Here is a 19,916-nt window from a genome sequence, read left to right on the forward strand (position 1 = left end):
CGTCACGCCTTCCCGACCGCGGCCTCGGCCGCCTTGCGTTCCCGGGCGAGCTCCTGCATCGCACCGAGCCCGTTCACCGACGGTTTGGCCCAGAAAGTGGACCGGGAGGCCAGGTGGACGAGCGGCGCCGTCACCAGGACCACGACCACCACGTCGAGGATGGTGGTCAAACCGAGCGTGAACGCGAAGCCGCGCACCTGGCCGACGGCCAGCGCGTACAGCACGGCGGCCGCGATGAAGCTGACTGCGTTACCGGACAGGATGGTCTTGCGCGCACGCTGCCAGCCGCGCGGTACCGCCGACCGGAAACTTCGTCCCTCCCGCATCTCGTCCTTGATGCGTTCGAAGAACACGACGAACGAGTCGGCGGTCATACCGATACCGATGATCAGACCGGCGATACCGGCCAGATCCAGGGTGAACCCGATCCAGCGGCCGAGCAGAACCATGATCCCGTACACCGCGAAACCCGATCCGATCAGCGACAACGCCGTGAGGAATCCGAGCATGCGGTAGTAGACCAGGCAGTAGATCAGCACCGCGATCAGGCCGACCGCCCCGGCGAGCAGGCCCGCCTTCAGCGAGGACAGCCCGAGAGTCGCCGAAACCGTCTCGGCCTCGGAGGTCTGGAACGACAGCGGCAGCGACCCGTACTTCAGCGTGTTCGCCAGTTCTTTGGCGCTGGCCGCGTTGAAATCACCGGAGATCGAGGTGCGCCCGCCCAGCTGGGGACCCTGCTGTACCACCGGTGCGCTGACCACCTCCGAATCGAGGACGAAGGCGACCCGCTGCTGCACGTACTCACCGGTGAGCGAGGCCCAGGCATCGCTACCGCTGCCCTTGAATTCGAGGTTGACCTCGTGCCGCGCCTGCTCGGTGTTCAGACCGGAGGTCGCGTCGGCGATCTCCTGTCCGTCGATCCGGCTCTTGTCGAGCAGGAACACCTCTTTACCGTCGGTGGAGCAGGTGACCAGTGGCAGGTTCGGATCGTCGTTGCCGGCGAGTGGATCGGCGGCAGTGCAGTCCAGGGACGCCATGGCGAGCTGCTGGGTGGTGGGATCGGTGCTCTGCCGGACGGCCTTGGCCATCTCGATCTCCTGCCGCGCCTGTTCCTGCGGGCTCAGCGATCCTTCGGCAGGAGTGGCCGGCGGGGCATTCGGATCCTGCGGGGCGGGCGCCGGAGTGGTCTCGGCGGGCGCCGAAGGTTCGGTGGACGGTGCACCGGGCGCCTGAGCCGGATGGACGTCGATCTCGCTCTCCGGCAGGGGCGCGGCGGCGGGGGTCTCCTCGGCCGGTGCGGTGGCGCCGGCATCGGGAGCCGTACCGTCCTGAGTGCCGGTATCGGGCGTGGTGCCCGTATCGGGAGCTGTGCCCTCCGCACCGGTATCGGGTACCGCGCCCTCCGCACCGGCCGGTGCGGGAGCGGGCTCGGGCGCCGGGGTGGTCTGGCCCGGGGCCGGGGTGGTGCCGCCCGGGGCCGGCTGCTGCGCGCTCGGCGCCGGCGAAGCGTTCAGTACCGGCCGGATGTACAGCTTGGCGGTGCTGGCCAGGGTCCGGGCCTGCTGGCTGTCCTCGCCCGGGACGGTGATGACCAGGTTGTCCCCGTCGATCACGACCTCGGAGCCGGAGACGCCGAGACCGTTGACCCGGTTCTCGATGATCTCCTGCGCCTTGGCGAGACTGTCCTTGCTGGGCCGGTTCCCGTCGGGCGTTCGCGCGGTCAGGGTGACCCGGGTACCACCCTGCAGGTCGATGCCGAGTTTGGGTGTCGGTGATTTGTCACCGGTGAAGAACACCAGCGCGTAGATCGCGGCCACCAGCACGCCGAACAAGGCGAGCCAGCGGAATTGGTGCGCCGATCCCTGGGACGGTGGCACAGGTCGTCATCTCCTAGGCGGAAGTTCTGGGTGGAACGGCCACGGCACATGCGTATACCACCGGTTGCCCGGGATATCCGGTTCCGGTGGCCGGGCCGTGGTGATCAGTCCTTGGTCAGCCGGGTTTCGGTCTGCGCCGGGGTCTCCTCGGCGGCGGGGACGGCGGCGGACTCGGTCGACTCGGCGCCCTCGGTGCTGTCGCTGTCACCGGCGGTTTCGTCGTCGGTATCGTCCACGCGCACGTCGCGGATGGCCGCACGCAGCCAGGTGGTCACGACATCCTCGGCGATCTCGAGATCGACACTGGTGTCGTCGGCCTCGACCACGGTGCCGTACAGGCCCGAGGTGGTGGTGACCCGGTCACCGACCTTCAGGCTGTCCTGCATCTGGGCGACTTTGTCGGCCTCTTTCTTCTGGCGGCGCATGCCTAGGAACATCGGCACCAGCAGCGCGACCAGTATGAGCGGAAACAGCAGATCCATGGTCGAAGTCAGTTCCTGATCTGGGTGGGGAGGGGGACAGGTACGCACACAGTCTGCCAGTTCTTCGGATCCGCGCCACACCCGCACGCCCGAACACCCGGTGTCCGGGTGGCGCCGGGGGTGGGCCGGTGGCACATCTCACCCCCCGGTGAACACCCGGCGAGCAACGGCCGGCCCCGCGATAATCGATGGATGACTCCCGAGGAAGTTCACGAGATCACTTTCGCGCGAGCGCCGTTCGGGCGGCGGGGCTATCGGGAGCAGGATGTCGACGAACTGCTCGACCTCGTCGCCGCCGCCCTGCAGAACCGCGTCACGCTGACCGGCGAGATCCTGAATCGCGGTTTCCGGGCGCCCTCGGGCGTGTTCGGGCGCGGCTACCACCCGGACCAGGTGGACGCCTTCGTGGCGCGGGTACGGCGCGAGTTCGGTCTCTGACCGGACGGCGGGCCGCCGCCCCTCACTCGAACAGATCGAGCGTCGGGTGGGGTTCCCGGCTCCGGACCTCCAATCCACCGAAAGCCAGGTCGGGCGGCGGCGTGAGCCCCAGATGTGTCCAGGCGGTGGCGGTCGCCACCCGGCCGCGCGGGGTACGCGCGACCATCCCGGCCCGCACCAGGAACGGTTCGCACACCTCCTCGACCGTGGCCGGTTCCTCACCGACCGCCACGGCCAGCGTCGATACACCCACCGGTCCCCCGCCGAAACCCCGGACCAGGGCGCCCAGCACGGCGCGGTCGAGCCGGTCCAGGCCCATCGGATCGACGTCGTAGACCTCGAGCGCCGCCCGGGCGACCGCCAGGGTGATCAGACCGTCGGCCCGGACCTCGGCGTAGTCGCGCACCCGCCGCAACAGCCGGTTGGCGATCCGGGGCGTCCCCCGGGAGCGGCCCGCGATCTCGGCGGCGGCATCGGTGTCGATGCCCACGCCGAGGATCTGCGCGGAGCGTTGCAGGATGAGCAGCAGCTCGTCGGGCTCGTAGAAATCCATATGGCCGGTGAAACCGAACCGGTCGCGGAGCGGGCCGGTGAGCGCACCCGAGCGGGTGGTGGCGCCCACCAGGGTGAACGGCGCGATATCGAGCGGAATCGAGGTCGCGCCCGGCCCCTTGCCGACCACCACGTCGACCCGGAAATCCTCCATCGCCAGATAGAGCATCTCCTCGGCGGGCCGGGCCATACGGTGGATCTCGTCGATGAACAGCACGTCCCCGGCGACCAGGTTGCTGAGCATGGCGGCCAGATCACCCGCGCGTTCCAGGGCCGGACCGGAGGTGATGCGTAACGCGGTGCCGAGTTCGGTCGCGATGATCATCGCCAGGCTCGTCTTACCCAGCCCCGGCGGACCCGACAGCAGGATGTGGTCGGGTGTACCGCCGCGCGCCCGGGCGCCGCGCAGCACCAAGGCGAGTTGTTCGCGCACCCGCGGCTGACCGATGAACCCGTCGAGTGAGGTGGGACGCAGTCCGGAATCGGTATCACCGTCGGAGGCGAGGTAGCCGGCACTGACCGGCGATTCCGGCGAGGTCTGGTCGTCGTCGTATTCCATTACGGCCTAACGGTTTCTGCCCAGTGTCGCGAGCGCGGCACGCAATGCCGCCGAAGTACCGGCGTCGGGATTCTCGGCCAGTACCGCGTCCACGGCCGGCTCGGCCTGTTTGAGCGGGAAGCCGAGGCCGGTCAGCGCCTCCACTACCTGATCGCGGACCGGCGTGGCTACCGGCGCGACAGCGGCCGCGCGGTCCGCCGGTACGGGTACCAGGTTCACCTTGTCCCGCAGTTCCACGACCATCCGCTCGGCGCCGCGTTTGCCGATGCCGGGCACTCGGGTGAGGGCCGCGATATCGCCCGCGGCCAGCGCCTTGCGCAGCGCCTCGGGCTCCAGCACCGCCAGCACCGCCATGGCCAGCCGCGGGCCCACCCCGGACACGGTCTGCAACAGACCGAACAGATCGCGCGACTCGGTGTCGGCGAACCCGTAGAGGGTCATCGAGTCCTCGCGCACGATCAGTGCGGTGAACAGCGTGGCCTCGGTACCGCGGGTGAGACCGGCCAGGGTCGCGGGGGTGGCGTTGAGCTGGTATCCGACGCCCGAAGCCTCCAGCACCACATGATCGAGGGCGAGTTCGAGGACTTCCCCGCGTATGGACGCGATCACCCGCGTACCGCCTTCCGCTGCTGTTCCAGTCGTTGTGTGTACTGCTGCCGGGCCCGTTCGGCCAGGGCTTCGGCCCGCGCCATCCGCTCCAGCAGCGGCGCCCGCCAGCAGTGACAGATGGCGAGCGCCAGCGCGTCGGCGGCATCGGCCGGTTTGGGCGGGGTCGCGAGCCCCAGGATCCGGGTGACCATGGCGGTCACCTGTTTCTTGTCCGCACCGCCGTTACCGGTGACGGCCGCCTTCACCTCACTGGGAGTATGGAACATGACCGGGATATCGCGGCGCGCGGCCGCCAGTGCGATGACCCCGCCCGCCTGCGCGGTGCCCATGGCGGTGCGCACATTGTGCTGCGCGAACACCCGCTCGATCGCCACCACCTCGGGACGGTGGGTTTCCATCCACTCCTCGGCGGCATCGGAGATCCGCAGCAGTCGCCGGGCCAGGTCCATCTCGGCCGGTGTGCGGACCACATCCACCGCGATCGCCCGTACGGTGCGCCCCGCGCCCCCTTCGACCATGCTCACCCCACACCGGGTGAGCCCGGGGTCGACGCCCATCACCCGCACCGACGAATCCCTTCCCAGAACGAACAGTTGTTCGAAGTCTAGTGCAGGACCGGGTATCTCGGCGCCAGGGACACGGGCCCGGGTCGGCGGGGGGTCAGCGACCCAGTTGCGCTGCGAAGATGTCGTACGCGGCGGCGTCGTACAGCACGAACCGGACTTCCTCGACCCGGGTCGCGGTGGCGAGGACGGTGTCGATCGCGATCCGGGCCCCGTCGTCCATCGGCCAGCGGTACACACCGGTGGAGATCGCCGGGAACGCGATTGTCCGCGCGCCCAGTTCGTCCGCGACCCGCAGTGACTCGCGGTAGCAGGAAGCCAGCAGCGGGGCGAGCTGCGCCGCGCGGTCGCCGCGGGCCGACCACACCGGGCCGACCGTATGGATGACCCACCGGGCCGGCAGGTCACCGGCCGTGGTCGCCACCGCCTGCCCGGTGGGCAGTCCGCGGGGGTAGTCGGTCTCCCGTAGCCGTCGGCATTCGGCCAGGATCTCGGGACCCCCGCGCCGGTGTATCGCACCGTCCACACCCCCGCCGCCGAGCAGCTCCGAGTTGGCGGCATTGACCACCGCGTCGACCTGCTGCTCGGTGATATCCCCGTGCACGAGAGTCACAGCGACCATGCCGCCATTGTGCCGCCGCCCGCCGGCCCTCCCCAGGTGGCACGCCCGCGCTCCCTCGATCGATACCTACGCGCCCGGCACTGCCGCCGTCGTCCGTGACCTACCCCGGAGCGTCCCCTGGACAAAGCGTAACCAACTGGTTACGCTTTGTCCCGTGGACGAGGTGGCCGCGGCGATCGCCGACCCGATACGACGGGAGATCTTGGAGATGCTGCGCGGCACCCGGCACACCGCGGGCGCGATCGCCGCCCGGTTCCCCATCAGCCGGCCCGCGATCAGCCGGCACCTGCGGGTGCTGCGCGACAGCGGCCTGGTCCGCGACGAACTGGTGGGGCGGCAGCGCTACTACGCCCTCGACACCGCACCACTGCGCGAGCTGCGCACCTGGCTCGCCGCGCTGGACGAACCGGCCGCGTGGGAACACCGGCTGGACGCGCTGGCCACCGAGGTCCACCGGACCCGGCGCGAGCGCAGGTCCACCGCCGCCCGAGCTCGGCCGGGGCCGCCACCGGGCGCCCCGGAAGCTACCGACAACGAGGAGAACTCGGCATGACCATCCGCCCCACCGGACGCCTGGAGAAGACACCGGCCGGCCACGATCTGGTCCTCACCCGGACCTATCGCGCACCCATCGCGGACGTGTGGGCCAGTATCACCGAATCCGAGCGCACCGCCCGCTGGTTCGGGCCGTGGCAGGGCGAGCCGGGACCGGGCCGGACGATACAGGTGCGGCTGTCCTACGAAGAGGGGCAGCCGTGGAGCGAGTACACCGTCGACGCGTGCGACCCGCCGTATCGCCTCGCCCTGAGCGCCGTCGACGAGCACGGCAGCTGGCATCTCGAGGTCACGCTCACCGAACACGAGGGGCAAACCGAACTCGTCTTCGTCCACCACCGGATTTCGCCCGACCAACTGCCCGAGATCGGGCCGGGCTGGGACTACTACCTGGACGCGCTCGGGGCGTCGCGCACGGATGCGCGACACCCCGATTTCGACGACTACTACCCCGCCCTGCGGAACTACTACGCCGGCCTCGCCGGTTAGTCAGTCGGCGTCCAGTTCGGCCAGTACCTCGTCGGAGATATCGACATTGGTGTACACGTTCTGGACGTCGTCGCTGTCCTCCAGCGCGTCGACCAGTTTGAACACCTTGCGGGCGCCGTCCGCGTCGACCGCGACGCTCACCGACGGCTGGAAACCGGATTCGGCGGAGTCGTAGTCGATACCGGCCGACTGCAGCGCCTTGCGGACCTCGATCAGGTCGCCGGGCTCGCTGATGATCTCGAAGGACTCACCGAGGTCGTTGACCTCCTCGGCGCCGGCGTCCAGCACCGCCATCAGCACATCGTCCTCGGACAGACCGTTCTTCTCCAGGGTGACGATGCCCTTGCGGTGGAACAGGTAGGACACCGACCCCGGATCGGCCATGTTCCCGCCGTTGCGGGTCATGGCGACGCGCACCTCACCGGCGGCCCGGTTGCGGTTGTCGGTGAGGCATTCGATCAGGACGGCGACACCATTGGGGCCGTAGCCCTCGTACATGATGGTCTGCCAGTCGGCGCCGCCGGCTTCCTCGCCGCCGCCGCGTTTACGTGCCCGCTCGATATTGTCGTTGGGAACCGACGATTTCTTGGCCTTCTGGATGGCGTCGAACAGCGTCGGGTTGCCTTCCGGATCGCCACCGCCGGTCCGGGCCGCCACCTCGATGTTCTTGATCAGCTTGGCGAAGAGCTTGCCACGCTTAGCATCGATCGCCGCCTTCTTGTGCTTGGTGGTGGCCCATTTGGAGTGGCCGCTCATTCCCTACTTCCTTCAGGTCGATGGCACGGTATCGCTCGACAACGCTACGCCACGGACCAGATCGACGAACATTCGGTGCACACGGTGATCACCGGTGACTTCCGGGTGGAAGGCCGTGGCCACCACGCGACCCTGCCGGACGGCGACGATCCGGCCGGCGGCCGGACCGCTCGGCACCCGGGCCAGCACCTCCACCCCGTCACCGGCCCGTTCGACCCACGGCGCGCGGATGAACACCGCCCGGACCGGGTCGCCGGGCAGCCCGGCGAATTCGATATCGGTTTCGAACGAGTCGACCTGACGCCCGAAAGCGTTGCGGCGCACCGTCATATCGATTCCGTCGAGATGTTTCGCATCGGCGCGGGTGTCGAGCACCTCGCTCGCCAGCAGGATCATCCCGGCGCAGGACCCGAACGCCGGCATCCCGGCGCGCAGCCGGGCGCGCAACGGTTCGAGCAGTTCGAAGATCTCGAGCAGTTTGCTGATCGCCGTGGACTCCCCGCCGGGCAGGACCAGCGCGTCGACGGCGGCCAGCTCGTCCGGGCGGCGGACCAGGACCGGGCGGGCACCGCATTCGGCGAGCACCGCGATATGTTCCCGGACATCGCCCTGGAGAGCCAGCACGCCGATGGTGGGCTGGTCGGGCGCGGCACCGGCATCCGGTGCGGCCGCCACTTCCGGGGACACCGCAGACTCGTTCACGTGTGCGAGCTTACGAGCCGAGCCGGTGTGCGCGGGGTCACGCCGGTCCCGGACGGACACCCGGGGGCCGCGGACCATCCCGGCTAGGAACGCAGGGTCCGGATCAGCCCCTCCTGCACCACCGCGGCCACCAGCCGGCCGCCACGATCGAAGATCTTCCCGCCGGTCAGGGCCCGGCCGAACCCGGCCGACGGCGACGACTGGTCGTAGAGCAGCCAGTCGTCGGTGCGGAACGGGCGCAGGAACCACATCGCGTGGTCGAGCGAGGCGTTCTGGGTGGGCTCGTCGGGATGGGTGACCTTGGAGGAGCCGAGCAGCGTCATATCGCTCATATAGGCGAGCGTGCACACATGGAACAGCGGATCGTCGGGCAGCGGATGCCGGTAGCGGAACCACACCTGCTGCGGGGAGACCACACCGGGCCGCCGGGTCACCTGATCCTGCGGCACCGGGCGGATATCCCAGTGCTCCCATTCCCGCATGGCCCACAGCCGCTCCGGATCCATGCTGGTCTTGGCATCGGGAAGATGGTCCGGCGGGGCCACATCGGCCATCTCGTCCTGATGCGACGGGCCCTCGTCCCCGATGTGGAAGGACGCCGACATGGTGAATATCGCGTCACCGTCCTGCACACCGGTGACCCGGCGGGTGCAGAAGGAGCGACCGTCGCGGATCCGGTCCACCATGTAGACGGTGGGCGCCTCGGGGTTACCGGGCCGGAGGAAGTAGCCGTGCAGGGAATGCACCTGGAACCGCGGCTCCACCGTGCGGACCGCCGACACCAGCGCCTGGCCCGCCACCTGGCCGCCGAACGTACGCGGCAGCTGGGTCTTGGTGGACGCGCCGCGGAAGATGTCCCGCTCGAGGCGTTCGATCTCCAGTGCCTCTTCGATAGTCGCCATCCGCCGAGATTATCCCGAGCCCCCGTTTTTCCACGATCCGGTCACGGGTAATCCCCGTCACCGACCGCCCGGCCGGACCTGCTGTGATGGTCCGGTGCCGCGTTTCACTCCGACCACCCCCGACGCTCTCGCCGAACTACTGACCCGGGACCTGCGGATGCTGGACGGGTACCGGGTGGTCGGTGTCGACGGCGCCGACGCGGCGCGCCCGCTCGGGTTCGCGGACCGCGCCGCCGAGCGGGTGCGCGCGGACGGACGGCCCGCCGAAACGGTGTCCCTGCACGATTATGTCCGGCCCGCCTCGCTGCGGATGGAATTCGGCCGCGACGACACCTCGTATCGCACGAGCTGGTTCGACTATTCGGCGCTGCGGCGCGAAGTACTCGATGCGGTGCACCACACCGGCACCTGGCTGCCCGCGCTGTGGGACGAGGCCGCCGATCGCTCCGCGCGGGCCCGCCGGCGCACCGCGCTGCCCGGGACCGTGCTGTTCGTGGCGGGCCCCATGCTGCTGGGGCGCGACCTGCCCTTCGACCGCACCGTCCACCTCGACCTCAGCGCGGCCGCGCTCACCCGCGGCACCCCGGACGACCAGGCCTGGACCGTACCGGCACTGCTGGCCCACGATCGTGCACACGGCGGGACAGCGGAATACTTCGTGCGCTGGGACCATCCCGACCGGCCGGCGCTGCGGACAGGCACCGGCTGACCGCGCGACAAACGGCCGATCCGCCAGTCCACACCGGGGACCGGGGAGGGCCGAGCCGATCTCGACTTCCTCTGTGGAGACATCCCAACGCACGCGACCTCCTACCCGGCGGGAATCTCTCTGCGGCCAGAGCGCCGATCCGCGCCACTCGCCGGCGCGGATCGGGACCCTCGCCGCCGCGGGTACCGAAACGTCAGACCAAGCGGTGGCCGCCGTCCGCGTGCAGCACGGTGCCGGTGACGAACGGATTGCGCATGAGCGCGAGTATCGCGGCCGCGATATCGCCGGGCCGCCCTATCCGGCCCACCGGTAGCCGCGCCGCCATGTCGCGCTGTCGCTGCACCGGGTCACCACCACCGATCGACTCCCAGATCGGGGTGTCCACCCAACCCGGCGAGATCACATTGACGCGGGTCGGCGCGAGTTCGAGGGCCAGCGCGTAGGCCAGCGAGGCCACGCCGCCGTTCACGGCGGCGACCAGCGCCGAACCCGGGCCCGGCCGATAGGCGGCGATACCCGAGGTCAGCACGAGCGAACCTCCGGGACCGAAATCGGCGTACTTGGCGACCAGCGCGGGTCCGAAGAGTTTCGTCTCGACGAGGGCCCGGGTCGCCGCGGGTTCGAAGGACCGGATGGGCGCATACATACCCCGCACATCGGCGGCGGTGACGATCGCGTGGTCGATCCGGCCGAGGTCGGCGAACAGCGTCTCGACCTCGGATTCCCGGGTGATGTCGACCTGCCGGGTGTGCACCGTACCGGGCCCTGTGGGCAGCGTGGCCGACGCCGTCGCGAGCCGGGCGGCGGACCGGCCGGCGATCACCACCTCGGCACCCGTGCCGACGAGTTCCCGGGCCAGCGCCAGACCCATTCCGGAGCTGCCACCGATGATGACGACCCGTTCGGCCGCCGTGGTATCTGCTGTCATGGCGCCAGTCGACCACCGGCGAGATCCCCGGTCCATGTGGTGATCACACACCACCGTTCGGTTCCGGCGAACACCGCAGGTGAAAGCGCCTGTGTGCTCCGCCCGCGGAGCGCGGTTCAGAGTTCGGCGGGTCCGGTGAGCGCACCGGCGGGCAGCGTCGCGAGCACGCCCCGCAGCACCGGATGGCGACTGTCGCGCGGCCAGGCCGCGACGTAGGTGACGATCAGCGGATCACCCGGAAAGGCACGCCAGACCAAGCCCGGGCGCCGTGCCCGCGGCGACCCCAGACCCACCACATCATCACGAGACGGCAGCACCGAAACCATCTGGGCATGACCGAGCACACTGTCGCTGAGCCGCATCCGGACGCCTCGCGCGCGGAGCTCACCGAGCAGCCGGTCATGCAGTCCGGGAGCCACGTCGCGGGAAAAGAGGATGAGCTCGTGCCCATCCAGATCGTCCGGAGTCAGGGCCGAGGCGTCGGCGAGCGGATGACCGGCCGACATGAGAACCCCGAGTTCCTCGGCCGCCACGGGGCGTTGGGCGAAGGCGGCAGGCAACTGGACCGGTGCCCGTAGCAGAGCCAGATCCACCGCGCCCGCGGCCAGCAACTCGGCCTGCTCGGTAGTGGTACCGCTGGTCAGCACCGTCCGAGCGCCCGGAACCGCGGCCCGGGCCAGTTCGCCGATCCGGGTGGGTAACCAGGGCGGTGCGCCGTTGACCAGCCCGAGACGCAAACGCGGATCGTCGACGCCGCCCGCTCGCCGGGCCGACCGGACCGCCTCGTCGGCGGCGCGCAACACCGCACGACCCGATACCAGCAGTGCGGCTCCCGCCGGAGTCAATTCGGTCCGGCGGCCGCGCAGCACCAGGGGGGTACCGAGTTCCCGTTCCAGTACCTTCAGCTGCTGGCTCAGGGTGGGCGTGGTGATGAACAAACGGTCGGCGGCGCGACCGAAATGCAGTTCCTCGGCGAGTACGACGAAGTACCGCAGCTGCCGCAGTTCCATCCGCGCCGCGTTACCGAGCCCACCGCGATCCGGTGTCGCACCGCGGCACCGGATGGAGGCTGCCGGCGCACGACCGGCACGGGGGCGGCGCGGTGCGGCCGGAGTTCTGCGCGCCGATCACCAACCGCGTTCGGCCAGCCGGTGCGGCTGCGGGATCTCGTCGACATTGATACCGACCATGGCCTCACCCAGTCCGCGCGAGACCTTGGCGAGCACATCGGGGTCGTCGTAGAACGTGGTCGCCTTGACGATCGCGCTCGCGCGCTGTGCCGGGTTGCCGGACTTGAAGATGCCCGAACCGACGAACACGCCCTCGGCGCCGAGCTGCATCATCATGGCCGCGTCGGCCGGGGTGGCGATACCGCCGGCGGTGAACAGCACGACGGGCAGTTTCCCGGTTTCGGCGATCTCCTTCACCAGTTCGTAGGGCGCCTGGAGTTCCTTGGCGGCGACGAACAGTTCATCGGTGGGCAGGGAGGCCAGCCGGGTGATCTCCTGCCGGATCTTGCGCATATGCGTGGTGGCGTTGGAGACATCGCCGGTGCCCGCCTCGCCCTTGGAGCGGATCATGGCCGCGCCCTCGGTGATCCGGCGCAGCGCCTCACCGAGATTGGTGGCGCCGCAGACGAACGGCACCGTGAAATTCCACTTGTCGATGTGGTTGGCGTAGTCGGCGGGGGTGAGGACCTCGGATTCGTCGATGTAATCGACACCGAGGCTCTGCAGCACCTGCGCCTCCACGAAATGCCCGATCCGGGCCTTGGCCATCACCGGGATGGAAACCGCCTCGATGATCCCGTCGATCATGTCCGGATCGCTCATCCGGGACACCCCGCCCTGGGCGCGGATATCGGCCGGTACCCGTTCGAGCGCCATCACCGCGACGGCACCGGCATCCTCGGCGATCTTGGCCTGCTCCGGGGTGACGACGTCCATGATCACCCCGCCCTTGAGCATCTCGGCCATACCGCGCTTCACGCGGGCGGTACCGGCCTCGCGGGTCGCGTCGGGGGTCTGGGTGGTCTCGGGCGTGGTCACGGCAGCTCCTGTGTCTGTTGCCAGGTGGGGATCGTCGATGAACACCACGATTCTAGGTGGGGCGACAAACCGGCTTCATAGCCAGTTGACGCACACTGGCCTGGCAACCACCTGCGATTTACCGGCTACCGCCGGCTACTGGACCGGAAAACGGCGCCGCCGGACCGGTGCGACACCGGCCCGGCGGGGCGCTGCGAACCGATTCAGATCGGATCGACCACCAGCAACTTCGCCCAGTACTCGGCGGCGCCGGGACCCAGAATCGGCAACAGGTAATCGAACAGGATGTAGGACACGTACTCACCTCCACACACCGAATCGACACATCCTCGGCGTGTCAAACCGTCTGCGACCCTACCACGCCAGTGAGCCCGGTCACATTCACCGGATGGAGCGGACCTCCGGATCGCCGGCGCCGTCGGCCGCGGCCGCGGCTTCCGCGAGCAGTTCGTCCAACTGGTACGGATACACCATCTCACCTGCGGCGACCTGGGCCCGGATCTCGTCCGGACCGCACCACCGGTTACCGGTGATGGAGCGTTGCTCGACGTAGGTCAGATCGGCCGCGGCGGGTTCGAATCGGGGTACCCGCAGCGCGAAGAACAGTTCCTCGGACCGGATCAGATCGCCGTTGAAGGGGAAGACCGCCACCCGCCGCCAGATCGGGCCGCGCAGGGCGGCCGGATCGGCGGTGAACCCGGTTTCCTCGTACACCTCGCGCACTGCGGCGTCACGCAGACTCTCCCCCGGTTCCACCCCGCCGCCGACGGTGAACCAGAACGACACCTCCGGGGCCAGCGGATCGTGGCCGCGCATGAGCAGGATCCGGTCCTGTTCGTCGAGCAGTGCCACCCGCGCCGAGACCCGCGTGGTGTCGACCTCCAGTCCGGTGGAGGCCGCGGGAGTGGCTCGTTCGGCGATCTCGAAATAGGTCGGCATGGGGGCGGTGCCGCCGAGGTGCAGCCAGCGCACCGGGCGGCGGGTCCGCAGCGCCAGGGTGTCACGCACGGCGTCGTTGTGGAACCGGCGGGCGATGAGCACCCGTGCTTCGGCATCGGCCAGTTCGGCGACCTGCTGGGTCGGCAGCCGGGCGATATCGACGGCCGACAGGGCGGCCGCCAGCTGGTTCTCCACGGTTTCCCGGTCTTCGCGGCCGGTGCGCTCGGCACGGTCGGCCAGTGCGGTGAGTCGCCGGGCGGACTCGGCCGTATCGGGGTCCGGGCCGGCGTGCGCACCGGACAGCGACGTCGCCACCGCCCGGGCCACCACGGCCCGGCGGGCCAGCGCCGCCTCCAGCGCGTGCCAGGCCAGATCGGTGCGCACATGCAGGCGGTCGAGCCGGTTGGCGGTGGAATAAGCCCACACCCCTAGTGCGACCACGAGAGCGGCGACGAACGCGAGAACGAGAACCGTGGTCGCGGAGAAGGTGATCATCCGGCCACCCGCACTCGCAGATCGCCGACCACCACGGTTTCATAGACCCGCAGGATCTGTTCGGCCACCACCGGCCAGTCGTAGGTGCCGACCACCTGTGTCGCCGTACGCACCAGATCGCCGCGCCGGGCCTCGTCGGTGAGCACCGTGTCCAGGGCGTCCGCCAGAGCCGTTGCGTCACCGATCGGCACCAGCAACCCGGCGGCGCCGTCGCGCAGTACCCGGCGGAAAGCGTCCAGTTCGCTGGCCACCACGGCGGTCCCGGCGGCCATGGCCTCGATGAGAATGATCCCGAAACTCTCCCCACCCAGATTCGGTGCCACGTAGACATCGGCGCTGCGCATGGCCGAGGCCTTCTCCGCGTCCGAGACCTGGCCGAGGAAGCGCAGGTGCCGGGCGAGCGGACCGGCCTCCCGGCGCAGACGTTCCTCGTCACCGCGACCGACGATCAGGACCTCCACCTCGGGATGCCGCGCGACGAGGGCCGGCAGCGCCCCCAGCAGGACCTGCATCCCCTTACGCGGCTCGTCGTAGCGTCCGAGGAACAGTACGGTGCCGCCCGGTCGCGGATAGCCGGGTAGTCGCGGGGCGCGGGCGAACGCCTGCACATCGACCCCGTTCGGGATCTCCACCGCGTCGGAACCGAGCGCCTCCACCTGCCAGCGGCGGGCCAGTTCCGATACCGCGATCCGGCCGCTGATCTTCTCGTGATAGGGCCGCAGCACACCCTGGAATGTCGCCAGTATCAGGGACTTCGTCGTGGAGGTGTGGAAGGTGGCCACGATCGGGCCCTCGGCGATCTTCAGAGCCAGCATGGACAGACTGGGCGCGTTGGGTTCGTGGATGTGCAGGACATCGAATTCGTTGCTCTCGATCCACCGACGGATCCGGGTGTAGGCGGTCGGCCCGAAGGAGAGCCGGGCCACCGAGCCGTTGTACGGGATCGCCACCGCGCGCCCGGCCGAGACGACGAAATCGGGGAGCTCGGTCGTCTCGGCGGCGGGCGCCAGCACGCTCACTTTGTGGCCGCGTTCCAGGAAGACCTGCGCGAGCTCCACCACATGCGCCTGCACGCCGCCCGGTACGTCGAACGAGTAGGGACAGACCATGCCGATTCTCATAGGGCGCGGTCTCCACCGGCCTCGATCGAATACGTCTCGCGCCGGGCCTGTTCGGCGTGGATACGGTCCAGCCGGGCCTCGGACAGATCCGTTTCCCACAGCGGCTGCAACATATGCCAGTCGGCCGGGTGCTCGGCGATACCGGCGGCGAAACAATCCGCCAGCGCCTGCGTCGCGGCCGCGACACCGTCCGTCACATCCAGGGGTTCCCGGGTACGGACCAGCCAGCCCTCACGGCCGCGGTCGTCCACGGTGAACGAGACGTGTACCGGCATGAGCGCGGCACCGGTTTCCACGGCGAGCGCGGCCGCTCCGGCGGGCATCCAGGTCCGTTCGCCGAAGAAGGTGACCGGGACACCGCGACCGGTGAGGTCACGCTCCCCCATCAGGCAGACGATCTTGTTGTCACGCAACCGCTGCACCAGCGCGGTGAACGGCGGCTGCTCGCCGCCGGTCAGCGGGAACACCTCGAAGCCGAGACTCTCCCGGTAGGCGACGAACCGTTCGAACAGCGATTCCGGTTCCAGCCGTTCCGCGACGGTGGTGAACGTCCCGTAGTTCTGGACCAGCCACGTACCGGCCATATCCCAGTTACCCGAATGCGGCAGGACGAACACCACTCCGCGACCGCGGGCCAGCGCGGCGTCCAGGTGTTCGCGGCCGATCACCGTGATCCGGCCCGACCTCACCAGTTCGGCGTGATCCATCGTCGGCAGCCGGAACGCCTCCCGCCAGTAGCGGGCGTAGGAACGCATACTCTCCCGGACGAGTTCGTCGGATACGGCTTCCGCGGGCATCCCGACCACCCGGGCCAGATTGCGCCGCAATTGGACCGGCCCGCCCTTGCGGGACACGAAATCCGCACCCCGGTCGAACAGTGTGCGCGCCGCCCGATCCGGGAGGGCGCGCACCAGCCGCCAGCCCGCGGCGTATCCGCGATCGCTCGCGTTCGCCCGCCACCCGCTCACGACGGCCGCTCCGTTCCCTTGTTCGTGCTACCCAGGATCTCGCGGGCCCCGGGCGAGTTGCGCACCGCCAGCACCCGCTGGCCCACCGTCACGATGCTGAGTACGGCCAGGACCCACATCGCCACGTGCACGGCCCAGGTGAGCCATTCGATACCCCAGTACCCGCCGATCCCGGTAAGCCCGGCGCCCACCAGCACGATCACCAGCCGGTCCGGGCGTTCGATCAGGCCCCCGTCGGCGGACAGCCCGCTGGCCTCGGCCCGGGCTTTGGCGTAGGAGATGACCTGCGACGTCACCAGGACCACCAGAGTGGCCACGAACAGCGGCCTGCTCTGTTCGTGGTAGACCGCCCACCAGGCCAGCGAACCGAAGATGGCGCCGTCGGCGACGCGGTCGCAGGTCGCGTCGAGCACCGCCCCGTAGCGGGTCCCACCGCCCCGGGCCCGGGCCATCGCGCCGTCGAGCATGTCGAACATGACGAACAACCAGATGAGCATGGTTCCCCAGAACAGATGCCCGGTGGGGAACAGCGTGACCGCGGCGGCGATCGAGGCGGCGGTGCCGATGAGGGTTACCGCGTCGGGGGTGAGGCCGGTGCCGACCAGGGCCCTACCCAGCGGCGCGGTGGCCTTGGCGAAGGTCGCCCGGCCGAAGATGCTCAGCACCTACCCCTCCTGCTCTGCCCGGTGGGTCGCCCGCACCCATCCGGCTCCGGCGCGCGCCCGTAGTACGGCGTCGCTCATCTACGCCTCCTCCCAGGCCGACGCGAGTAGCGCCCGGGTCTCGCGCAGCAGCTGCGGCATCACCTTCGCGCCCCCGATCACGGTGATGAAGTTCGCGTCACCACCCCAGCGCGGAACGATGTGCTGGTGCAGATGGTCGGCGAGTGAGCCCCCCGCGACACCGCCCAGGTTGAGTCCCACATTGAAGCCGTGCGGGCGGGACACCTTCTTCATCGTCCGGATGGCCCGCTGCGTGAACTCCATCAGCTCGGCGGATTCGGCGGCGGTGAGATCCTCCAGGTTCGCGACCCGGCGATAGGGCACCACCATCATGTGCCCCGGGTTGTAGGGATACAGGTTCAGCACCGCGTACACCTGCTCGCCGCGGGCGATGACCAGACCGTCCTCATCGGACATGGTGGGGATATCGGTGAACGGATGCCCGGTCGCGCCCTTGGGCGCCGTGGTGGCGGCCTCCGCGATATAGGACATCCGATACGGCGTCCACAGCCGCTGCAACCGGTCCGGTTCGCCCGCGCCGCGATCCACGATCTCGCCGGACCGCTCCGGGGTCGCGCCCGACTCCTCGGTCAGCTCGTCCGGCACCGTGCGCTCACTCATGCTCCATACCCTTTCCCCGCCCGGACGGACCCGGTGTCACTCGGGCGCACCGCCTTCGCTGTCCACCAGGGCGCGAACCGTGTCCGCGGTGGGCGAGGAATTGTCGCGGCGGCGGATCCACTCCGCGACCACTCGCACCGCATCGTCCACCGGTACCCCGTTGACCTGGGTGCCATCCCGGAACCGGAAGCTCACCGCGCCGGCCTCCACATCCCGCGCGCCGGCCAGCAGCATGAACGGCACTTTCTGCGCGGTGTGGTTGAAGATCTTCTTCTGCATCCGGTCGTCACCGCGATCGACCTCGGCCCGGACCCCGGCCGCGCGCAGCCGCTCCACCACCGCGTCCAGGTGCGGGACGAAGGTATCGGCGACCGGAATGCCGACCACCTGCACCGGCGCCAGCCAGGCCGGGAACGCACCCGCGTAGTGCTCGGTGAGGACGCCGAAGAAGCGTTCTATCGAGCCGAACAGGGCCCGATGGATCATCACCGGCCGCTTCTTGGTGCCGTCGGAGGCGGTGTACTCGAGTTCGAACAGGTCCGGTTCGAAGAAATCCAGCTGGATGGTCGACATCTGCCAGTTGCGGCCGAGCGCGTCGCGGGTCTGCACCGAGATCTTCGGGCCGTAGAAGGCGGCGCCGCCGGGATCGGGCACGAGTTCCAGACCGGACGCCTCCCCCACCTGGCGCAGGGTCTCGGTGGCCTCGTCCCACAGTTCGTCGGAGCCGACGTACTTGTCCGGGTCCTTGGTGGACAGTTCCAGATAGAAATCGTCCAGACCGTAGGCCTTCAGCAAGTCGAGCACGAACCGCAGGGTGCCGGTCAGTTCCTCGACGACCTGCTCCTGGGTGCAGTAGAGATGCGCGTCGTCCTGGGTGAAACCACGGGCCCGGGTCAGGCCGTGCACCACCCCGGACTTCTCGTACCGGTACACCGAACCGAATTCGAACAGCCGCAGCGGCAGTTCCCGATACGACCGGCCGCGGGACCGGTAGATCAGGTTGTGCATCGGGCAATTCATCGGCTTGAGGTAGTAGTCCTGCCCCGGCTTGCGCACGGTGCCGTCCTCGTTGAGTTCGGCGTCCAGGTGCATGGGCGGGTACATCCCGTCGGCATACCACTCGAGGTGCTTGGAGGTCTCGAACAGATGCGCCTTGGTGATGTGCGGGGTGTTGACGAACTCGTAGCCCGCCGCCACATGCTGCTGACGCGAATAGTCCTCCATCTCCTTGCGGATGATGCCGCCCTTGGGATGGAACACCGGCAGACCCGAGCCCAGTTCGTCCGGGAAGGAGAACAGGTCGAGTTCCAGGCCCAGTTTGCGATGGTCGCGCTTCTCGGCCTCGGCGAGCAGGTGCAGGTACTCCTCCTGCGCCTCGGTCGATTCCCAGGCGGTGCCGTAGATGCGCTGCAGGCCTTCCCGGTTCTGGTCACCGCGCCAGTACGCGGCCGAACTGCGGGTCAGCTTGAAGGCCGGGATGAACTTGGTGGTGGGGATGTGCGGGCCCCGGCACAGATCGCCCCACACCCGCTCGCCGGTCCGCGGGTCGAGATTGTCGTAGATGGTCAGCTCGTTACCGCCGACCTCCATGATCTCCGGGTCGTCGATCCCGGATTTGTCGCCGATCAGTTCGAGTTTGAACGGTTCCTTCGCGAGTTCGATCCGCGCCTGGTCCACCTCGACCACGCGGCGGGAGAACCGCTGCGCGCCCTTGACGATCTTCTTCATCCGGGACTCCAGCTTGGCCAGATCCTCGGGGGTGAACGGGCGCTCGACCCGGAAGTCGTAGTAGAAGCCGTCCTTGATCGGCGGGCCGATACCCAGCACGGCCTCGGGGAACTCCTGCTGCACCGCTTGGGCCAGCACATGGGCGGCCGAATGGCGGATCACGCTGCGGCCGTCCTCGGTGTTCGCGGCGACCGGGGTGACCTCGGTATCGAGTTCCGGAGCCCAGGAGAGGTCGCGCAACTGTCCCGCGGCGTCGCGGACGACGACCACGGTATCGGGGCCCTTGGCCGGCAGGCCCGCCTCACGCACCGCGGCACCCGCCGTCGTCCCGGCAGGCACCCGGACGAGGGTGGCTGGGCTGCGGGGGGCTGTGGTGGTCACGGTGGCGCTCTCCTCGGTATCTGTGGCCGGTTGCGGTTCGGCTCGCTCGGGCAACGGATCGCCCGCATCACTCCGGCTCGTTCCGGCTCGATGACGGCTCGATCCGTCTGTCGGTGACCGGGCACAGCCCGGCCGCGACCATGCTATCGG

22 protein-coding genes are annotated in these 19,916 nt (G+C 69.3%); 4 read left to right on the forward strand and 18 right to left on the reverse strand.

Going from position 1 to position 19,916, the window contains the following annotated elements; genetic code table 11:
* Positions 1-2: 2 nt before the first annotated feature.
* Both secD and yajC read right to left on the reverse strand, forming a co-directional pair.
* The gene (gene secD, locus NF4_RS07405) at positions 3-1,877 is read right to left on the reverse strand and encodes a protein translocase subunit SecD (RefSeq protein ID WP_063126532.1); all 1,875 of its coding nucleotides are present in this window, start codon (positions 1,875-1,877) and stop codon (positions 3-5) included.
* A 104-nt stretch (positions 1,878-1,981) separates the two neighbouring features.
* Positions 1,982-2,359 (reverse strand): preprotein translocase subunit YajC, encoded by a 378-nt coding sequence (gene yajC / locus NF4_RS07410; protein ID WP_063126533.1) that lies wholly within the window; start codon positions 2,357-2,359, stop codon positions 1,982-1,984.
* A gap of 192 nt (positions 2,360-2,551) precedes the next feature.
* Between yajC and NF4_RS07415 the strand changes: the two genes are divergently transcribed.
* Complete coding sequence (locus NF4_RS07415; protein ID WP_063126534.1) at positions 2,552-2,797, forward strand: DivIVA domain-containing protein; 246 nt, start codon at positions 2,552-2,554, stop codon at positions 2,795-2,797.
* A gap of 22 nt (positions 2,798-2,819) precedes the next feature.
* Here NF4_RS07415 and ruvB read toward each other — a convergent pair whose 3' ends face one another.
* The 4 genes from ruvB to NF4_RS07435 form a co-directional block, all read right to left on the reverse strand.
* Positions 2,820-3,908: a Holliday junction branch migration DNA helicase RuvB gene (gene ruvB, locus NF4_RS07420; RefSeq protein WP_063126535.1), complete on the reverse strand. Its 1,089-nt coding sequence runs from the start codon at positions 3,906-3,908 to the stop codon at positions 2,820-2,822.
* A 6-nt stretch (positions 3,909-3,914) separates the two neighbouring features.
* The gene (ruvA, locus tag NF4_RS07425) at positions 3,915-4,517 is read right to left on the reverse strand and encodes a Holliday junction branch migration protein RuvA (protein WP_063126536.1); all 603 of its coding nucleotides are present in this window, start codon (positions 4,515-4,517) and stop codon (positions 3,915-3,917) included.
* Entirely contained in the window at positions 4,514-5,083 is a 570-nt protein-coding gene (ruvC, locus tag NF4_RS07430; protein ID WP_030521547.1) for a crossover junction endodeoxyribonuclease RuvC, read from the reverse strand. The genes ruvA and ruvC overlap by 4 nt, the downstream gene beginning before the upstream one ends.
* A gap of 94 nt (positions 5,084-5,177) precedes the next feature.
* On the reverse strand, positions 5,178-5,702 hold the full coding sequence (locus NF4_RS07435; RefSeq protein ID WP_063126537.1) for an O-acetyl-ADP-ribose deacetylase: 525 nt from the start codon (positions 5,700-5,702) through the stop codon (positions 5,178-5,180).
* A gap of 154 nt (positions 5,703-5,856) precedes the next feature.
* Here NF4_RS07435 and NF4_RS07440 point away from each other — a divergent pair, with 154 nt between their 5' ends.
* Positions 5,857-6,255: a metalloregulator ArsR/SmtB family transcription factor gene (locus NF4_RS07440; protein ID WP_063126538.1), complete on the forward strand. Its 399-nt coding sequence runs from the start codon at positions 5,857-5,859 to the stop codon at positions 6,253-6,255.
* Positions 6,252-6,746, forward strand: a complete 495-nt coding sequence (locus NF4_RS07445; RefSeq protein ID WP_063126539.1) for an SRPBCC family protein — start codon at positions 6,252-6,254, stop codon at positions 6,744-6,746. Before NF4_RS07440 ends, NF4_RS07445 begins: the two co-directional genes overlap by 4 nt.
* Here the strand turns inward: NF4_RS07445 and NF4_RS07450 are convergent, their stop codons facing one another.
* The 3 genes from NF4_RS07450 to NF4_RS07460 form a co-directional block, all read right to left on the reverse strand.
* The gene (locus NF4_RS07450) at positions 6,747-7,502 is read right to left on the reverse strand and encodes a YebC/PmpR family DNA-binding transcriptional regulator (RefSeq protein ID WP_063126540.1); all 756 of its coding nucleotides are present in this window, start codon (positions 7,500-7,502) and stop codon (positions 6,747-6,749) included. It abuts the gene before it with no gap.
* Between the two features lie 12 nt (positions 7,503-7,514).
* Entirely contained in the window at positions 7,515-8,177 is a 663-nt protein-coding gene (gene pdxT, locus NF4_RS07455) for a pyridoxal 5'-phosphate synthase glutaminase subunit PdxT (RefSeq protein WP_063126835.1), read from the reverse strand.
* A 110-nt stretch (positions 8,178-8,287) separates the two neighbouring features.
* Positions 8,288-9,106 (reverse strand): acyl-CoA thioesterase, encoded by an 819-nt coding sequence (locus NF4_RS07460; RefSeq protein ID WP_063126541.1) that lies wholly within the window; start codon positions 9,104-9,106, stop codon positions 8,288-8,290.
* A gap of 94 nt (positions 9,107-9,200) precedes the next feature.
* Between NF4_RS07460 and NF4_RS07465 the strand changes: the two genes are divergently transcribed.
* Positions 9,201-9,815 (forward strand): nucleoside/nucleotide kinase family protein, encoded by a 615-nt coding sequence (locus tag NF4_RS07465; protein WP_063126542.1) that lies wholly within the window; start codon positions 9,201-9,203, stop codon positions 9,813-9,815.
* Positions 9,816-10,008: 193 nt separating this feature from the next.
* Here the strand turns inward: NF4_RS07465 and NF4_RS07470 are convergent, their stop codons facing one another.
* From NF4_RS07470 to thrS, 9 genes are all read right to left on the reverse strand, one after another.
* Positions 10,009-10,743: an SDR family oxidoreductase gene (locus NF4_RS07470; protein ID WP_063126543.1), complete on the reverse strand. Its 735-nt coding sequence runs from the start codon at positions 10,741-10,743 to the stop codon at positions 10,009-10,011.
* A 116-nt stretch (positions 10,744-10,859) separates the two neighbouring features.
* Positions 10,860-11,753: a LysR family transcriptional regulator gene (locus NF4_RS07475; RefSeq protein WP_063126544.1), complete on the reverse strand. Its 894-nt coding sequence runs from the start codon at positions 11,751-11,753 to the stop codon at positions 10,860-10,862.
* Between the two features lie 117 nt (positions 11,754-11,870).
* On the reverse strand, positions 11,871-12,791 hold the full coding sequence (gene pdxS / locus NF4_RS07480; RefSeq protein WP_198165249.1) for a pyridoxal 5'-phosphate synthase lyase subunit PdxS: 921 nt from the start codon (positions 12,789-12,791) through the stop codon (positions 11,871-11,873).
* 381 nt (positions 12,792-13,172) lie between these two features.
* Positions 13,173-14,222 (reverse strand): NUDIX hydrolase, encoded by a 1,050-nt coding sequence (locus NF4_RS07485; protein WP_063126837.1) that lies wholly within the window; start codon positions 14,220-14,222, stop codon positions 13,173-13,175.
* Positions 14,222-15,346, reverse strand: coding sequence for a glycosyltransferase family 4 protein (locus tag NF4_RS07490; protein WP_063126545.1), 1,125 nt, complete (start codon positions 15,344-15,346; stop codon positions 14,222-14,224). The genes NF4_RS07485 and NF4_RS07490 overlap by 1 nt, the downstream gene beginning before the upstream one ends.
* Positions 15,343-16,314: a phosphatidylinositol mannoside acyltransferase gene (locus NF4_RS07495; protein ID WP_063126546.1), complete on the reverse strand. Its 972-nt coding sequence runs from the start codon at positions 16,312-16,314 to the stop codon at positions 15,343-15,345. The genes NF4_RS07490 and NF4_RS07495 overlap by 4 nt, the downstream gene beginning before the upstream one ends.
* Entirely contained in the window at positions 16,311-16,979 is a 669-nt protein-coding gene (gene pgsA / locus NF4_RS07500; protein ID WP_063126547.1) for a phosphatidylinositol phosphate synthase, read from the reverse strand. The genes NF4_RS07495 and pgsA overlap by 4 nt, the downstream gene beginning before the upstream one ends.
* A gap of 78 nt (positions 16,980-17,057) precedes the next feature.
* Complete coding sequence (locus tag NF4_RS07505; RefSeq protein WP_084532928.1) at positions 17,058-17,657, reverse strand: ATP adenylyltransferase; 600 nt, start codon at positions 17,655-17,657, stop codon at positions 17,058-17,060.
* 36 nt (positions 17,658-17,693) lie between these two features.
* Complete coding sequence (gene thrS / locus NF4_RS07510) at positions 17,694-19,766, reverse strand: threonine--tRNA ligase (RefSeq protein WP_063126839.1); 2,073 nt, start codon at positions 19,764-19,766, stop codon at positions 17,694-17,696.
* Positions 19,767-19,916 lie beyond the last annotated feature (150 nt).

The organism is Nocardia fusca NBRC 14340, from assembly GCF_001618425.1.
GTDB classification, from domain to species: Bacteria; Actinomycetota; Actinomycetes; order Mycobacteriales; family Mycobacteriaceae; genus Nocardia; species Nocardia fusca.

What these genes read in the sequence shown, in the direction of transcription:
- yajC (WP_063126533.1), bottom strand. Translation starts at nt 2,359, where the DNA reads ATGGATCTGCTGTTTCCGCTCATACTGGTCGCGCTGCTGGTGCCGATG.
- NF4_RS07415 (WP_063126534.1), top strand. Translation starts at nt 2,552, where the DNA reads ATGACTCCCGAGGAAGTTCACGAGATCACTTTCGCGCGAGCGCCGTTC.
- ruvB (WP_063126535.1), bottom strand. Translation starts at nt 3,908, where the DNA reads ATGGAATACGACGACGACCAGACCTCGCCGGAATCGCCGGTCAGTGCC.
- NF4_RS07435 (WP_063126537.1), bottom strand. Translation starts at nt 5,702, where the DNA reads ATGGTCGCTGTGACTCTCGTGCACGGGGATATCACCGAGCAGCAGGTC.
- NF4_RS07445 (WP_063126539.1), top strand. Translation starts at nt 6,252, where the DNA reads ATGACCATCCGCCCCACCGGACGCCTGGAGAAGACACCGGCCGGCCAC.
- NF4_RS07450 (WP_063126540.1), bottom strand. Translation starts at nt 7,502, where the DNA reads ATGAGCGGCCACTCCAAATGGGCCACCACCAAGCACAAGAAGGCGGCG.
- NF4_RS07460 (WP_063126541.1), bottom strand. Translation starts at nt 9,106, where the DNA reads ATGGCGACTATCGAAGAGGCACTGGAGATCGAACGCCTCGAGCGGGAC.
- NF4_RS07470 (WP_063126543.1), bottom strand. Translation starts at nt 10,743, where the DNA reads ATGACAGCAGATACCACGGCGGCCGAACGGGTCGTCATCATCGGTGGC.
- NF4_RS07475 (WP_063126544.1), bottom strand. Translation starts at nt 11,753, where the DNA reads ATGGAACTGCGGCAGCTGCGGTACTTCGTCGTACTCGCCGAGGAACTG.
- NF4_RS07490 (WP_063126545.1), bottom strand. Translation starts at nt 15,346, where the DNA reads ATGAGAATCGGCATGGTCTGTCCCTACTCGTTCGACGTACCGGGCGGC.
- NF4_RS07505 (WP_084532928.1), bottom strand. Translation starts at nt 17,657, where the DNA reads ATGAGTGAGCGCACGGTGCCGGACGAGCTGACCGAGGAGTCGGGCGCG.